At 60.6% G+C, this 14,387-nt stretch carries 17 protein-coding genes; 7 read left to right on the forward strand and 10 right to left on the reverse strand.

Annotated features, from left to right (window positions below; all coding sequences use genetic code 11):
• The 3 genes from G7Y52_RS03410 to G7Y52_RS03420 form a co-directional block, all read right to left on the reverse strand.
• The coding region (locus G7Y52_RS03410) for a helix-turn-helix domain-containing protein (protein ID WP_165065509.1) at positions 1 to 230 on the reverse strand (230 nt) is incomplete at its 3' end.
• 109 nt (positions 231 to 339) lie between these two features.
• Positions 340 to 1,689, reverse strand: coding sequence for a sugar transferase (locus G7Y52_RS03415; protein WP_165066086.1), 1,350 nt, complete (start codon positions 1,687 to 1,689; stop codon positions 340 to 342).
• Positions 1,686 to 2,840 carry a glycosyltransferase family 4 protein gene (locus G7Y52_RS03420; protein ID WP_165066089.1) on the reverse strand — a complete coding sequence of 385 codons (1,155 nt, stop codon included), beginning with the start codon at positions 2,838 to 2,840 and terminating at the stop codon, positions 1,686 to 1,688. The genes G7Y52_RS03415 and G7Y52_RS03420 overlap by 4 nt, the downstream gene beginning before the upstream one ends.
• 349 nt (positions 2,841 to 3,189) lie before the next feature.
• Here G7Y52_RS03420 and G7Y52_RS03425 point away from each other — a divergent pair, with 349 nt between their 5' ends.
• A complete protein-coding gene (locus tag G7Y52_RS03425; RefSeq protein WP_165066092.1) occupies positions 3,190 to 4,212 on the forward strand; it encodes an NAD-dependent epimerase/dehydratase family protein in 1,023 nt (340 codons plus the stop codon).
• 175 nt (positions 4,213 to 4,387) lie between these two features.
• On the opposite strand, the gene G7Y52_RS03430 is transcribed toward G7Y52_RS03425, so the two are convergent.
• The 3 genes from G7Y52_RS03430 to G7Y52_RS03440 are packed head-to-tail and all read right to left on the reverse strand — an operon-like array spanning position 4,388 to position 6,269.
• A complete protein-coding gene (locus G7Y52_RS03430) occupies positions 4,388 to 5,101 on the reverse strand; it encodes a septal ring lytic transglycosylase RlpA family protein (protein WP_165066095.1) in 714 nt (237 codons plus the stop codon).
• Positions 5,098 to 6,003 carry a hypothetical protein gene (locus G7Y52_RS03435; protein ID WP_241159578.1) on the reverse strand — a complete coding sequence of 302 codons (906 nt, stop codon included), beginning with the start codon at positions 6,001 to 6,003 and terminating at the stop codon, positions 5,098 to 5,100. The genes G7Y52_RS03430 and G7Y52_RS03435 overlap by 4 nt, the downstream gene beginning before the upstream one ends.
• A complete protein-coding gene (locus G7Y52_RS03440) occupies positions 6,000 to 6,269 on the reverse strand; it encodes a hypothetical protein (protein ID WP_165066098.1) in 270 nt (89 codons plus the stop codon). The genes G7Y52_RS03435 and G7Y52_RS03440 overlap by 4 nt, the downstream gene beginning before the upstream one ends.
• 510 nt (positions 6,270 to 6,779) lie before the next feature.
• Here G7Y52_RS03440 and dsrA point away from each other — a divergent pair.
• The 5 genes from dsrA (at position 6,780) to G7Y52_RS03465 (ending at position 10,800) form a co-directional block, all read left to right on the forward strand.
• Positions 6,780 to 8,093: a dissimilatory-type sulfite reductase subunit alpha gene (dsrA, locus tag G7Y52_RS03445; RefSeq protein ID WP_165066101.1), complete on the forward strand. Its 1,314-nt coding sequence runs from the start codon at positions 6,780 to 6,782 to the stop codon at positions 8,091 to 8,093.
• A gap of 19 nt (positions 8,094 to 8,112) precedes the next feature.
• Entirely contained in the window at positions 8,113 to 9,258 is a 1,146-nt protein-coding gene (dsrB, locus tag G7Y52_RS03450) for a dissimilatory-type sulfite reductase subunit beta (RefSeq protein ID WP_165066104.1), read from the forward strand.
• Positions 9,259 to 9,404: 146 nt separating this feature from the next.
• Positions 9,405 to 9,641, forward strand: a complete 237-nt coding sequence (locus G7Y52_RS03455) for a dissimilatory sulfite reductase D family protein (protein ID WP_165066107.1) — start codon at positions 9,405 to 9,407, stop codon at positions 9,639 to 9,641.
• A 360-nt stretch (positions 9,642 to 10,001) separates the two neighbouring features.
• Complete coding sequence (gene amrA, locus G7Y52_RS03460) at positions 10,002 to 10,592, forward strand: AmmeMemoRadiSam system protein A (RefSeq protein ID WP_165066109.1); 591 nt, start codon at positions 10,002 to 10,004, stop codon at positions 10,590 to 10,592.
• A 55-nt stretch (positions 10,593 to 10,647) separates the two neighbouring features.
• Positions 10,648 to 10,800 carry a hypothetical protein gene (locus G7Y52_RS03465; protein WP_165066112.1) on the forward strand — a complete coding sequence of 51 codons (153 nt, stop codon included), beginning with the start codon at positions 10,648 to 10,650 and terminating at the stop codon, positions 10,798 to 10,800.
• Positions 10,801 to 10,819: 19 nt separating this feature from the next.
• Here the strand turns inward: G7Y52_RS03465 and G7Y52_RS03470 are convergent, their stop codons facing one another.
• Positions 10,820 to 11,011 carry a hypothetical protein gene (locus tag G7Y52_RS03470; protein ID WP_165066115.1) on the reverse strand — a complete coding sequence of 64 codons (192 nt, stop codon included), beginning with the start codon at positions 11,009 to 11,011 and terminating at the stop codon, positions 10,820 to 10,822.
• Positions 11,012 to 11,104: 93 nt separating this feature from the next.
• Between G7Y52_RS03470 and G7Y52_RS03475 the strand changes: the two genes are divergently transcribed.
• Positions 11,105 to 11,278 (forward strand): hypothetical protein, encoded by a 174-nt coding sequence (locus G7Y52_RS03475; RefSeq protein WP_165066118.1) that lies wholly within the window; start codon positions 11,105 to 11,107, stop codon positions 11,276 to 11,278.
• A 136-nt stretch (positions 11,279 to 11,414) separates the two neighbouring features.
• On the opposite strand, the gene G7Y52_RS03480 is transcribed toward G7Y52_RS03475, so the two are convergent.
• The 3 genes from G7Y52_RS03480 to G7Y52_RS03490 form a co-directional block, all read right to left on the reverse strand.
• The gene (locus tag G7Y52_RS03480) at positions 11,415 to 13,673 is read right to left on the reverse strand and encodes an ATP-dependent RecD-like DNA helicase (RefSeq protein ID WP_165066121.1); all 2,259 of its coding nucleotides are present in this window, start codon (positions 13,671 to 13,673) and stop codon (positions 11,415 to 11,417) included.
• A complete protein-coding gene (locus G7Y52_RS03485; protein WP_165066125.1) occupies positions 13,670 to 13,975 on the reverse strand; it encodes a helix-hairpin-helix domain-containing protein in 306 nt (101 codons plus the stop codon). The genes G7Y52_RS03480 and G7Y52_RS03485 overlap by 4 nt, the downstream gene beginning before the upstream one ends.
• Positions 13,976 to 14,210: 235 nt before the next feature.
• A complete protein-coding gene (locus G7Y52_RS03490; RefSeq protein ID WP_165066128.1) occupies positions 14,211 to 14,387 on the reverse strand; it encodes a hypothetical protein in 177 nt (58 codons plus the stop codon).

Here is a 14,387-nt window from a genome sequence, read left to right on the forward strand (position 1 = left end):
TTTTTATCAAGAAGGGCTTGCAATTCCCGAATCTCCTCGCATGAGAAACAACTTGGGCGATGGCCATTGGGTTTGGCTGATAATCGTTGGTTTTCACGGTAAGCTCTGACCCAATTGCAGATGCTAGCCGGGGTATAACCTAAAATATCTGCCAATTGCCTGGCTGTTGCTTTTCCATCAAGATACGCATGAACAGCCTTGGTTCGGATTTCTTCAGATGCAAATTTCATCTCTGCAATCTAAACGATTTTTAAATAAAATAAAAGTCAAATTGCTCTAGTCCGAAGCAATGGTTTGCTTGCGTACCCGGGTGGATTTTTTCGCCGCCATGTCCTGCCCTCAGCGCGCGCCCTTGGGAAAGAGCACCACGCCCATTGTTTTGAAAATAATATGAATATCCAGGAGGATAGACATGTTTTTGATGTAATAGAGATCGTATTCCAGCTTGCGGCGGGCGTCCTCTTCTGACGCGCCATAGGGGTAGCAGACCTGAGCCCAGCCCGTGAGGCCCGGCTTCACGGTATGGCGCAGGCTGTAATACGGGATGCCCTGCTTGAGTTTTTCCACAAATTCCATGCGCTCGGGCCTCGGGCCGATGAAGCTCATGTCGCCCTTGAGGATATTCCAGATCTGGGGCAGCTCGTCGATGCGCACCTTGCGGATGAACCTGCCGAAGCGCGTGACCCGGCTGTCATGCGCGCTGGCCCAGACCGCGCCGTTTTTCTCCGCATCTTCGCGCATGGAGCGGAATTTATAGACCGTGAATTCCTTTTCATACAGGCCCACGCGTTTTTGGCGGTAGATCACCGGCCCGGGCGATTCCAGGCGCACGATCAGGGCCGTGATCAGCATGATCGGCGTGGCCGGGATCAGCAGCACCAGAGAGATCAGCACGTCCAAAGCCCGCTTCAACCGCCGCAGCGAGCCGCGCGTGTTCAGCGAAAAACCCTCGGTCTGCAACAGCCATTCGTCATTGATCTGCGAAAGGGGCAGACGCTGCACCACATGCTCGTAAAAGGTGCGGATATCCACCACCATGCGGCCGCACAGCTTGGCTTCCAGCAGCTCATGGGCGATGTCGTCGTCAATGGGCGCGTCGGGCAGCAGCAAAATCATGGTGGCCTTCTTTTCCCCGGCAATCTCCAGCGCCAGGAAGGGCGGCCCCAGGCAGGGCCCCGCGTCCGCGTCCTGGCCTGGTTCGCCCACATAACCGATGATCCTGGCCTGGGGCAGGCCTTCGGCCAGCAACTGCCGCACCTTGCCCGCGCGGTCCACGCCCACCAGAAGGATGCGCAGGGGGTGGGTCAGCCGGTCCGCATTGCGGTAATACAGCCAGCGCCAGCCCAGGCTGAAGCAGAACGAGAGCGCAAAGAGCAGCAGCAGGGTCTCGCGGTCAAAGCGCCAGTGATCAAAGGCATAGGAGGCCGTGGCCGAGGAAATGATGCCCAGCACGCAGGCCACCAGCACCCTGCCCGTGGTTTCCTTGAAGTCTTCCAGGCCCACGCTGTACGCGTCAAGGATGTAGAAAAAGAGCATGTAAAAAAAGATGGTGAACAGCGAGGCGCCCGTGTAGTCCTGAAACACGCTCAAATCCGGCGCAATGGTGGTCACGCCGGTGATGGTCAGGGCCAGCAGCAGGCAAAAAATATCCAGGGCCTGCAAAAGCCCCCTGCGATATGTGCTGATCATTGTCTGTCCTCGGCTTGTTCGGGAGCGAGCACATGCATGTCCCGCAAGATCCGCGCCGCCACTTTTTCGGCGTCGAATTCGGCCAACGCCAGCCTGCGCCCGGCCGCGCCCATTTGGAGAATAGCCGCGGGCGTTTCTATGAATGTCCGCATGGCAGCGGCCAGGGCCTCGGGATCGCGCGGACGCACCAGGCGACCGTTGACGCCATCGCGCACCACTTCCCGGCAGCCCGGCACGTCCGTGACCACAGCCGCGCGGCCCATGCTCATGCCCTCCATGATCGCGGTGGGCGTGCCCTCACGCCAGGACGGCAGCACCAGCACATGCGCGGCGGCCACAAAAGGCCGCACGTCGCGTGTTTCGCCCAGGTATTCGATGCTGCCCTCGGCCTGCCAGTCTTTGACCTGCGCAAGGCTCACGCTGCCCAGGCCCTGCTCCGGCGGCCCCAGCACCTGAAAACGGGCTTCAGGATGGCGGGTTTTCAGCAGACGCGCGGCCGCGGCGTATTCCGGCAGGCCCTTGGCCTCCAACAGGCGTCCCACCAGGAGAAAGACGACCGGCCCGGCTGGCGGCAGCTCGGGAAAGGGCATCTCGGCAAAACGCCGGACATCCACGCCGGTGCCGCGCGCCGTGAGCACGCGCGCGTCAGACTGCAAAATGCCCGCCTCGCGGAATGTGCGGATGTCGTCCTGATTCTGAAAAAAAACGCCTTCCGCCTTGCGGAGCGCCAGGCGGTACAGGAGCACGCTGATCCGGTTGACGCATTTTTTGAAAAGGCTGCCGCCTTCAAAGGCATAGCCCAGGCCCGTAATGGTGGCGTAAATGTGCGGCACGCCTGCCCGGCGCGCGGCCATGCAGCCGTAAATGACCGGTTTTATGGTGGAGGCAAAGAGCAGATCCGGTTTTTCCCGCTGGAACAGCAGCCTGAGCGTCGCAAAGGTGTGCAAATCCCGCAAGGGATTAAGGCTCTTGCGATCCAGCTCATAGTGCAGCAGGCTCGCGCCCAGCGCTTCCAGATCGGCATCCGCCTGCGGATCGCCGGGCGGCGCGCAGCAGATGACCGTATGCCCGGCCCCGAGCATACGGCGGATCAGCACGCTCCAGAAGTTGGCCAGAGCTCGGGCCTGGTTGCCCAGGACAATGATTTTCATGCCTGTCTTTCTCCCTTGGGCCGGACTTTGGTTTCCGGCAAACGCAGCGCATGCGCTCAAGCTATAGCACCAGAGGCCGGGCCTGAAAAGAGGCGCGCCGCCTCCCCACGCGGCAGAGGCAAAGCTCCGGGTTTCGTTGAAGGGACGCTGACGGGCCGCCATCCGGGCGCGAAGCGGCGTGAATTCCGGGACAGTTTCCCTCAAAAAATGCTCTAAGGCCGCGCCGCTCCCGACTTTACAGGCCGCGCCTTGCGGGGTACAAAAACAGGATTCGCGCCTCGCCCGGGAACATCAGGGCCGCAGGCCGCGTTTCCATCAACATGCAGCACACAATGAACAGGACGCAATCATGAGCGCGTATGCCGCCTTGTGCAAAACCATGACCGCTTCCCCCAGCCGCTGGCTGGTGACGGGCGTGGCCGGTTTTATCGGTTCCAATTTGCTGGAGCATTTGCTGAATCTGGGCCAGACCGTCGTCGGGCTGGATAATTTTCTCACCGGCTACCAAAAAAATCTGGACATGGTGCGGGATCTGACGGGGCCCGAGGCCTGGAGCCGGTTCACCTTCATTGAGGGCGATATCCGGGAGCCGCAAACCTGCGCCAGAGCCTGCGAGGGCGTGCGGCATGTGCTGCACGAGGCGGCCCTGGGCTCTGTGCCGCGCTCCATTGACGATCCTCTGCTGTCAAACAGTTGCAATATAGACGGCTTTTTGAACATGCTGGTGGCCGCGCGCGACGCCAGGGTCGAAAGTTTCGTCTACGCGGCCTCTTCCTCCACCTACGGGGACTCGCCCGAACTGCCCAAAGTGGAGGACAATATCGGCCGCCCGCTTTCGCCGTACGCGGTGTCCAAGTATGTGGATGAGCTGTACGCCGACGTCTTTGCCCGCTGTTATGGCTTCAACAGCGTGGGCCTGCGCTATTTCAACGTCTTCGGCCAACGCCAGGATCCGTACGGCGCGTATGCGGCGGTCATTCCGCAGTGGTTCGCCAGTCTGCTCAAGGCCGAAACCGTATATGTCAACGGCGACGGCGAGACCAGCCGCGACTTCTGTTATATCGACAACGTGGTGCAGGCCAATCTGCTGGCCAGCTTTGCCGGCGAAGAAGCCCGCGGCAAAATCTATAACGTGGCTTTCGGCCAGCGCACCAGCCTCAATGAGCTTTTCGCGCTGATCCGCGAGGAGGTGGCCCGCCATCTGCCCGCCGCGGCCGCGGCTCAGGCCGTGCACCGTGATTTCCGCGCCGGAGACGTGCGCCATTCGCTGGCCGACATCAGCCGGGCCCGCACGCTGCTGGGCTATGAGCCGCGCTTTGACGTGCGCCAGGGCCTGCGCCTTGCCGGGGACTGGTACGCGGCCAACCTGTAGCTGACGGATTCCGCAGGCCCGGATCATGGCGCAGACCCTGAAGAGGCTCTGGCAAACCGGGCTTCTGGCCGGATTCGTCCGGGCGGCTTCACGAGCCATCCGGTCTCAGAGCATTTTTTGATTGAAAATGAATATGTTCAATCAAAAAATGCTCTGCTTTCATTAGCAAAATGCTCTAGCTTCCCCCTACCACAAAGGCGCTGGGATAGAGGGCCTTGAACAGGCGCAGCATCTTCTGCGCGCCGAAAGAGTCGGTCCAGGGGCCGACCTGCACGTTCCACATGTTGTTGCTGCCGAACTGCAAGCGGCCCTTGTGCCCGGCCTGCGTCAGGATGCGGACCAGCCTGTGGGCATTCTGCTTGTCGGCAAAGGCTCCCACCTGCACATAGAAAGGTCCGCGCATGTCGCCGTCGGCGCGCAATTGCGGGATGCCGCCCAGGCTTTGCACGCGCACTCTGGCCGTGCCCGCGCCCATCATGTTCAGGCGCGTGGCCGCCCCGCGCGAGAGATCAATGACGCGATCCTCCACAAACGGCCCGCGATCATTGATCCGCACGATCACTGAGCGGCCGTTGCCCAAATGGGTGACGCGCACCTTGGTGCCCAGGGGCAAGAGCTTGTGCGCCGCGGTCATGGCATACTGATTGTAGCGCTCGCCGTTGGCGGTTTTTTTGCCGTGAAAGCCCGGCCCGTACCAGGAAGCCACGCCCACCTCCACAAAGCCGTGCGCGGATTTAAGCGGATAATAGGTTTTGCCGCGCACGGTGTAAGGCTTGCTGCCCGGCACGCCGCCCTTGCGCCAGGAGCCGCGCGAGCCGCAGCCGCTCACAAGCGCCGCGCACAGCAGAAGCGACACACAGACCCAGAGCGCGCGGGCCGCTTTTTTCATGCCGCGGGTCCGGGTTTGCTGCGGGAAGCGGCAGCAGGCGCGGCACAGGCCGCATCCGCCGCATCCGCCGCATCAGGCTCAAGGCTGAGGGCGTGAAGCTGAGCCAGGCCCTCGTGGTCCAGCCGCCCGAGCTTGCGCGCGCGGCAAAGCAAATCCAGCGCGGGCCGCCGCCGCCCGGCTTCCAGCAGATCCTCTGCCGCCAGCAAATAGAGCCTGCCGGGCCGATCCCCGTACAGCGCATGAAGAAGGGCCGGATACTGCGCGCCGAAAACCTCGCGCGCCATATCCTCCTCGCTGGCCAGCCAGCGCGCCAGATGGCTGTTGTCGCCCTCATCGGCCAGATAGCGGGTCAGCAGAAAAAGCCCGTGCGAGAGCACATGCAGGATGCGTGAAAGCTCGCGCGCCGAGCTCTCCGCGGTTTGGGCCGCCAATTCGCGCAGGGGATCGTACAACTCGCCGCTCACTGCCGCATGACGCCCCAACTGAAGCAGGCGGCTGGCGTAATGCTGGCCCTGGAAAGCGTCTTCCTTGAGTTTGGCGCATTCGTGAAAAGCGTAACCGATGCACCAGTCGATCAGGGCTTCCACCGGTTTCTGCCCGGCCATGCCGTCGGGGCAGGCGCTGCCCGCATACTGCCAAAGCCGGCTCTCCGACTGCTCCCCGGCAGCCGGAGAGCCGAAGGAACTGTTGCGGAAGAGGTGGTGGGCAGTATCCTTGAGCCGCCAGAAGACGCCCTTGCGCATGGCCTCGCCCAACAGATCGCGCAGGGCCGAGTAGGAAACCGCGCCGTCCCGCTCAAAGCGGCGGCGCTGCGCCGCAAGCAACTGAAAGACCGTGCAGTAGTCGCGCACCAGATCGCGCACGAAAAAAGCCCTGTTGGCCAGCAACCAGCGGTCGCTCATGCCTCGTCCTCGGCAAGCAGGGCCCTGGCCACGACCAGATCATAGAGCTTGAGCGGATCCGCATTGCGGTTGCGTTCCTCTTTATAGAAACGGGCCGCGTTCTGCACCACGCTCAGGCTGAGCCAGGGGTGGCGCTCCCAGACTTCAGGATGATCCGCGCTCCAGAGGCGGAATTCCACCTCGCCGTCCGGGCCGCGCCGCACATACACGCGGGAGAGGCTGTCGCCCGCATGGGGGTGGTAGTACAAGCCGCGTTCGTCTTTCATGGCATCCCTTTTTGCTGTTGAAATCGCCTGTCGGGCGAAAGCATTCTATGCGTAAAGCCGCCTCTTTGCCAAGACCGCGGGCCCGTGGGGGCATTCACATTTTCAATGAAAGCGATACACTAATAAGGCGAAATCACAGCAAAAAAGTTCAAAAATCATCAAAAAGGCGAATGTCTCGCCTCGTGTCCACAGCCCTGCCGTGTCCGGGGCGCTGTGAAAACGCGATCAATGTTCAGGCGCACCGGTTGTCATCAGCACGAAAATGAGATATGCAACTGCGAGACTGCGTTGCGGCCTGGGGGCGAGGCTTCGGCCCGTGCGCCCGTTCGCAATCCCTTGCGCGGGCCGTCTGCGGCAAGGCGGCCGTTGCGCTGGCGGGGCGCGTTCCGGATTCGGCAAATCCACGAGCCTGGTTCGCGATATTCCGGGAACGGCGCGCTGGAACATGAAGCGCCGGACCGGCATGTCACGTTACTGCGTGATACAACCAAACCATGTGGAGGTATGGCAATGGCGAAATATGCAACCCCCAAGTTGGACGAGCTTGAAAGCGGCCCCTGGCCGAGCTTTGTGTCCGACATCAAACAGGAAGCGGCCGCGAGGGCCAAAAATCCCAAGGGCCTGGATTACCAGATCCCCGCGGACTGCCCCGAAGATTTGCTGGGCGTGCTGGAGCTTTCCTACAATGAGAAGGAAACCCACTGGAAGCACGGCGGCATTGTGGGCGTGTTCGGCTACGGCGGCGGCGTCATCGGCCGCTACTGCGACCAGCCCGAAATGTTCCCCGGCGTGGCGCACTTCCATACCATGCGCGTGGCCCAGCCTTCCGGCAAATACTACAGCAGCAAATTTTTGCGCGATTTGTGCGACATCTGGGATCTGCGCGGTTCCGGCCTGACCAACATGCACGGTTCCACCGGCGACATCGTGCTTTTGGGCACGCAGACCGTCCAGCTCGAAGAGGTCTTTCACGAGCTGACGCATAAGCTGAACGTGGACCTCGGCGGCTCCGGCTCCAACCTGCGCACGCCCGAAGCCTGCCTCGGCCAGTCCCGCTGCGAGTATGCCTGCTACAACACGCAGGACATGTGCTATCAGTTGACCATGGACTATCAGGACGAGCTGCACCGCCCGGCCTTCCCCTACAAGTTCAAGTTCAAATTCGACGGCTGCCCCAACGGCTGCGTCTGCGCCATGGCCCGTTCCGACTTTGCCGTGGTGGGCACCTGGAAGGACGACATCAAGATCGACCAGGAAAAGGTCAAGGCCTATGTGGCCGGCGAAATCAAGCCCAACGCGGGCGCGCACGCCGGGCGCGACTGGGGCAAGTTCGACATTCAGAAAGAAGTCGTGGATCGCTGCCCCACGCACTGCATGAACTGGGACGGCGCCAGGCTCTCCGTGAAAACCGCGGACTGCGTGCGCTGCATGCACTGCATCAACACCATGCCCCAGGCCCTGCACATCGGCGACGAACGGGGCGCGAGCATCCTGGTGGGCGCCAAGGCTCCGGTCGTGGACGGCGCGCAGATGGGTTCGCTGCTGATTCCCTTCATCTCCTGTGAATCCCCCTACGATGAAGTCAAGGAAGTCATCGAAAAAATCTGGGATTGGTGGATGGAAGAAGGCAAGAACCGCGAACGCGTGGGCGAGACCATGAAGCGTCTGTCCTTCCAGAAGCTCCTGGAAGTCACGGACACCCCGGCCGGCCCCTACCATGTGAAGGAACCGCGCTCCAACCCGTACATCTTCTTCAAGGAAGAAGAGGTGCCCGGCGGCTGGAACCGCGATCTCGCCGCTTACCGCAAACGCCATCAACGCTAGTCATAAGGGGGATACGAACATGGCTTTTATTTCTACCGGGTACAATCCCCAGAAACCGATGGAAAACCGGATTACCGACATCGGTCCTCACAAGTACGACGACTATTTCCCGCCGGTGATCAAAAAGAATTTCGGCAAGTGGCTGTATCATGAAATTCTGGAGCCCGGCGTGCTGCTGCATGTGGCCGAAAGCGGCGACAAGGTGTACACCGTGCGCGTGGGCGGGGCCCGCACCATGTCGATCACGCACATCCGCGAGGCCTGCGACATCGCCGATAAATACTGCGGCGGCTATCTGCGCTGGACCACCCGCAACAACATCGAATTCATGGTCACTGATGAAGAGACCATGAAGGCCCTGCGCGACGACCTGAATTCCCGCAAGTTCGATGGCGGCTCCCACAAGTTCCCCGTGGGCGGCACGGGCGCGAGCGTCAGCAACATGGTTCACACCCAGGGCTGGGTGCACTGCCATACGCCGGCCACCGACGCCTCCGGCCCGGTGAAATGCGTGATGGACACGCTCTTTGACGAATTCAGCCACATGAAAATGCCCGCGCCGGTGCGCATGGCCCTGGCCTGCTGCATCAACATGTGCGGCGCTGTGCACTGCTCGGATATCGGCCTGGTGGGCATCCACCGCAAACCGCCGATGATCGACCACCAGTGGGCCGACCAGCTCTGCGAAATTCCCCTTGCCGTTGCGGCCTGCCCCACGGCCGCCGTGCGCCCCACCAAGGTGGAGTACAACGGCGAGAAGGTGAATTCCATCGCCATCAAGGAAGATCGCTGCATGTACTGCGGCAACTGCTACACCATGTGCCCGGCCCTGCCCATTGCCGACGGCGAGGGCGACGGCATTGCGATCATGGTGGGCGGCAAGGTTTCCAACCGCCTCTCCGTGCCCAAGTTCTCCAAGGTGGTTGTGGCCTACATTCCCAATGAGCCGCCGCGCTGGCCCACCCTGACCAAGACCGTGAAGCACATTGTGGAAGTGTACGCGGCCAATGCCCAGAAATACGAGCGCCTGGGCGACTGGGCTGAACGCATCGGCTGGGAGAGCTTCTTCAAGCTTACGGGCCTGAAGTTCACCCAGCATCTGATTGACGACTTCCGTGATCACGCCTACTACACATGGCGGCAGAGCACGCAGTTCAAGTTCTAGGCCAGATATGCGCCGCGTCCGTAAAGCGGGCGCGGCGCATTACCGCCGGAGAGCATCCGGCGCGCAGAACCAGGGGACGCCTGTTTTCTCCTGGAGGCGTTTAAACCCGGCAACGCGACATGCGCCGCCGCAAGAGGAGACAGCTCATGGCAGACGATAAAGACGTTGTTGTTGATTTTCTGAAAAGCAAATCCGCGGCCAAGTCCAAATTTTATTTCAAGGATTTTGTGGATCTTTTTCCGGACAAGGGGCCCCGCGAGGTGAAGAAAATCCTCACCAAACTGGTCAATGAGGAAGTGCTGGAATTCTGGTCTTCCGGCTCCACCACCATGTACGGCCTCAAGGGCGCCGGCAAGCAGTCGCACGCCGAAGGCGAAGACTAGTGCCGTGTAACCTGTAACGTTGCACGGTACGAGCCGCCGGAGCAAAGGCCGGTGCGCCTGCTTTTGCAGGAGAGTTTTTACAAGTCATGCCGCAACTGTGTTGTGGCATTTCTTGTTCCGAGTCTTTCTCTTTGCGTGTACCTTCATTGTGAAATGCTCCGGCGGCTGCGGGAGCATTTCTTTCCTGAGCGCCGGGCGGCGTCGGGCTGCGCCTTCCGGAATGCTCGCCGGCCACGGCAGGGGACAAAGATATCTCTTGCGCTGTTGGTTGCGTCACTGCTGCCTGGAGCCTGTTGCGAATGGATTTCCCGATAGCGGCAGAACCCGCAAGGAGGCCGCTGAGCCCGACAAGGAGGGGAGATGGCGCTTTCCTTTCGTTTGAGCGAGGCTGAGCAGGCATATCTGGCCCGGCTGGCCCGCCTCTCCATTGAAAGCGGGCTGGCGGGCCGGTGGGCAACGCTGCCGCCGGAGCCGGAATGCAAAGAAGCCACAGCCGGAAGCGAAGCAACGCCCGGCACGCTGCTGCGCGCGCTGGGTTCTTTTGTAACGCTTACCTTGCAGGGGCAGTTGCGCGGCTGCATCGGCACAGTTCAAGGCCGGGAGGCCCTGTATCAAAATGTGTGGCGCATGGCGCGGGCCGCCGCTTTTGAGGACCCGCGCTTTCCCCCGCTGACGCTGCATGAATGGGGCCGCGCGGCTCTGCAAATCTCCGTGCTGGATGAGCTCGCGCCCTGCCCTGATCCAACAGCGATTGAAGTAGGGAGGCACGGCCTGGCGTTGCAGTATATGGGGCGCGGCGGCGTCTTTCTGCCCCAGGTTCCGGTGGAGCAGGGCTGGGATCAAAGCGCGTATCTGGACAATCTCTGCCGTAAGGCGGGCGTGCCGCGCGGGAGCTGGAGCGCGCCGGGCGCGCGGCTTTTCTGGTTTGAGGCCCTGGTTTTTCCAGGATAACGGCCTCTGCCTGCGTATTCCCCGGCGAAGCCCGCGTCTTTAGAGCAGATTACCTTTGACTTTTTATGAAAGTCAAAGGTGGCATTCAGGCGAAAAACGCGGTTTTCGCCTGAATGTACGCCGCGTTGCGGCGGCTGCCGCTTTCGCGTCAGCAGAGCATTTTCAAAGTGAAAATGCTCTAGAGCAGATTACCTTTGACTTTTTATGACAGTCAAAGGTAATCTGCTCTATTTTATTTTTGTGAATCCGTGCTTAGCAAGGAAGTCATAAAGCTGCTTGTGCGTCCATTGGGAAATGGTGCCGTCGCTGCAATGCGCTTTCAGGCATTCCTTGACCTTCTGGCGCTCCAGGTACAAAGAAGACACATATTGCACCTCGTGCGCCTGCTTGTAATTGAAGAGTGCATAGTCGCTGGGCATACAGCTTCTCCTTCTTTTCAAAAGATATTATTCGTAATATAAATTTGTCAATATAGCATCGTAAAGATAAGAAAATACTCTTCGATAAAAATTGTGGCGCTAGAGCATTTTCTCTTTGAAAATGCTCTGCTGACGCGAAAGCGGCAGCCGCCGCAACGCGGCGTACATTCAGGCGAAAACCGCGTTTTTCGCCTGAATGCCACCTTTGACTTTCATAAAAAGTCAAAGGTAATCTGCTCTATGTATCAGGAGAAAGGTTGCGCCTGAGCGTCTTTTGCTGTGCGAGATGCTCTCAGGAAGCGCACAGAAAAGCGCGGCGCGGAGAACATTCCGGAAAAGCTGCTTTTTCCAGAATGATTTTATCGGAAAGGAAATGCCTTGATTCGGGAAATGCCCGGAAAGCTCATTCGCCCGGATTCAGGCGGCGGGCAAGGCGCGTATAGCGTTTGCGGGTCTTGTTGTTTTTGACGGCCATGTGCAGAGCGCGAGACTCGCCCACCAGCACGACCAGCCTTTTGCCGCGCGTCACGCCGGTATAGATCAGGTTGCGCTGCAAGAGCACATAGTGCTGCATCATGATCGGGATGACCACCGCCGGGTATTCGGAGCCTTGGGATTTGTGGATGGAAATGGCATACGCCGGGGCCAGCTCATCCAGCTCGTCGAAATCATAGGGCACGATGCGTTCATCAAAGCTGACGCTCAGGCTGCGCTCGGCACTGTCAAGAAAGACGATGCGCCCCATATCGCCGTTAAAGACATCCTTTTCATAGTTATTGCGCACCTGCATAACCTTGTCATGCAGACGGAAGGCCCGATCGCCGCGCCGCACTTCCAGACCGTTGGGGTTCAGGGCTTCCTGCAGGCGGGCGTTCATCCTGCCTGCGCCCACGGCCCCCTTGTGCATGGGCGTAAGCACCTGAATGTCGTTCACCGGGTCCAGGCCGAAACGGCGGGGAATATGATTTTTCACCAGATCCACCATAAGCTCCGCGGCTTTTTCGGGATCATTCTGGTGAATGAAATAGAAGTCCGAAAGGCGCTCCCTGCTGGATTCCAGGCAAGGCACCTCGCCGCGGTTGATGTGGTGCGCATTGCAGATGATTTCGCTTTCAGCCGACTGGCGGAAGATTTCGGTCAGCTCCACCACCGGCGCCACGCCCGAGGCAATGATGTCGGCAAGCACATTGCCCGGCCCCACAGAAGGCAGTTGGTGCACGTCGCCCACCAGAACCAGGGTCGCGCCCAGGGGCACGGCCTTGAGCAGATGGTAAAAAAGCAGCACGTCCATCATGGAGGCCTCGTCCACGACCAGCAGCCCGCACGCCAGGGGATTGTCCTCATTGCGGGCGAAGCCGTCCTCCTTGGGGCTGTATTCCAGCAGGCGATGAATGGTTTTGGCCTCCCGCCCGGACGTTTCCGCCATGCGCTTGGCTGCGCGGCCCGTGGGCGCGGCCAGCAGGATGCGCGCCCGCGCTTCGCCGAACAGTCTGATGATCGCGTTGATGATCGTGGTCTTGCCCGTGCCCGGGCCGCCGGTCAGCACCATGATCTTGCAGCGCGCGGCCGTGCGCACGGCCTCCAGTTGTTCCGGGGCCAGAGCAATGGGCAGATTCCCGACCACTTTTTCCAGCAGCGTTTCCACCTCCGTGAAGCGCACTGATTTCGGCGAATGCAGCAGGCGTTGCAGATAAAAAGCGGTTTTTGCCTCGCAATGGTGGTAACGGCGCAGGTAGATGCCTGTTTCCGTTGCGCCGGGAATTTCGGGATCGTCCATATCCTCGCGCACAATGCGCTCGTCCGCCTCCAGGGCCGACAGGGCATCCGCGATCAATTCCGGCTCAACGTCCAACTGGGCGCGCACCGCTTCCATCAGCTTGTCTTCCGGCAAATAGACATTGCCGTCATCCGTGGATTTTTGCAGCACATAGAGGGCGCCGGCCTGCACGCGCAAGGGGTGATTGTGCTCAAAGCCCAGTTTGGCGGCAGCCGCGTCCGCGGTCAGAAAACCGATGCCGCGAATGTCCATGGCCAGGCGGTAAGGATTTTCGCGCACGATGCTGAGGGCTTGCGCGCCGTAGGCCCGGTAGATGCGCACCGCATAGGCCGGCGTGATGCCGTGCGGCTGGAGAAAGAGCAGCAGATCGCGCATACCCCGGTGCTCCGCCCAGGATTCGCGAATGCGGGACAGGCTTTTGCGGCCCAGGCCGCGCACTTTGAGCAGGCGTTCGGGTTCCTCGTCCAGCACGCGGAGAGTGTCCGTGCCGAAAGCCTGCACAATGCGGCCGGCCATTTCTTCGCCCACGCCTTTGATCAGGCCGGAACCGAGATAGAGGCGAATGCCCTCGCAGGTGGCGGGCAGCATTTCCTCGGCAGTGGAAAACTCCACCTGACGCCCGAAGCGGACGTTGTTCACCCAGCGCCCGCTCACCCGGAGTTGCACGCCCGCCTGGGGGTTGACCATATACCCCACGCAGGACACGGGCTCGCGGCTGAGCGAGCGCGGCGGCGCGCCCGCCACCCTGGCCTCCCCGGGCTGGGCTTTGTCCGGCAAAAGGCGCAGCACCGTATAGCCGTTTTCTTCATTGTGAAAGACAACGCGCTCCACAGTGCCGGTCAGCTCAACGCTGTCCGGGTCGCGCAACAGGGGCAGATCGCTCATCTGCGGGCCGCCTTGCGCAGGCGGGACCACCAGAACCAGTCGCATTGCTCGGGCGGCAGATGCGGGTCGCGGGCCTGGGCCACGGCGCAGCAGAAGACATCGTACTGGCAGATATCCACCGTGACGCCCTTCAGGCGGCACAGGCGCTCATAAAGCTCGCGCGGATCGGTATCGGCCAGCTCTTGCACGCTCTGCACGCCCAGCACGCAAAAATCCGCCAGCGTGGCCTTGCCCACGGACTTGAGATCCGCCAGAGAGCGGCATGTTGCCGCAACGCGCCCGGCCGCAGTACTGTGGTTCATTTTTGCCCCGTGGCTATGCCTGTTCTCCGTAGCGAGCCGTATCTTCATGGAATGAAACGCACATTTGGCGTTCAATGGACAGCGGCACTCTGCGCGCAGGCGGCTGCGTCGGCAGATCCGCGAAAGCAAAACGCGGCGTGCGCAAAAAAAGGTCAAAAAATGCCAGCATCAGTATTTCGTTCTCATAATGCCGCCGGGCAAGGATTTCAAGGCTGTCAGACAGGTATACACTAGATCAGATTACCTTTGACTTTTTATGAAAGTCAAAGGTGGCATTCAGGCGAAAAACGCGGTTTTCGCCTGAATGTACGCCGCGTTGCGGCGGCTGCCGCTTTCGCGTCAGCAGAGCATTTTCAAAGAGAAAATGCTCTAGTCCGCCTGCTGGAAAGCGTGGCGTCTCTTTCTCTCTCAT

Source organism: Desulfovibrio sp. ZJ200 (genome assembly GCF_011039095.1).
Taxonomy (GTDB): domain Bacteria; phylum Desulfobacterota; class Desulfovibrionia; order Desulfovibrionales; family Desulfovibrionaceae; genus Desulfovibrio.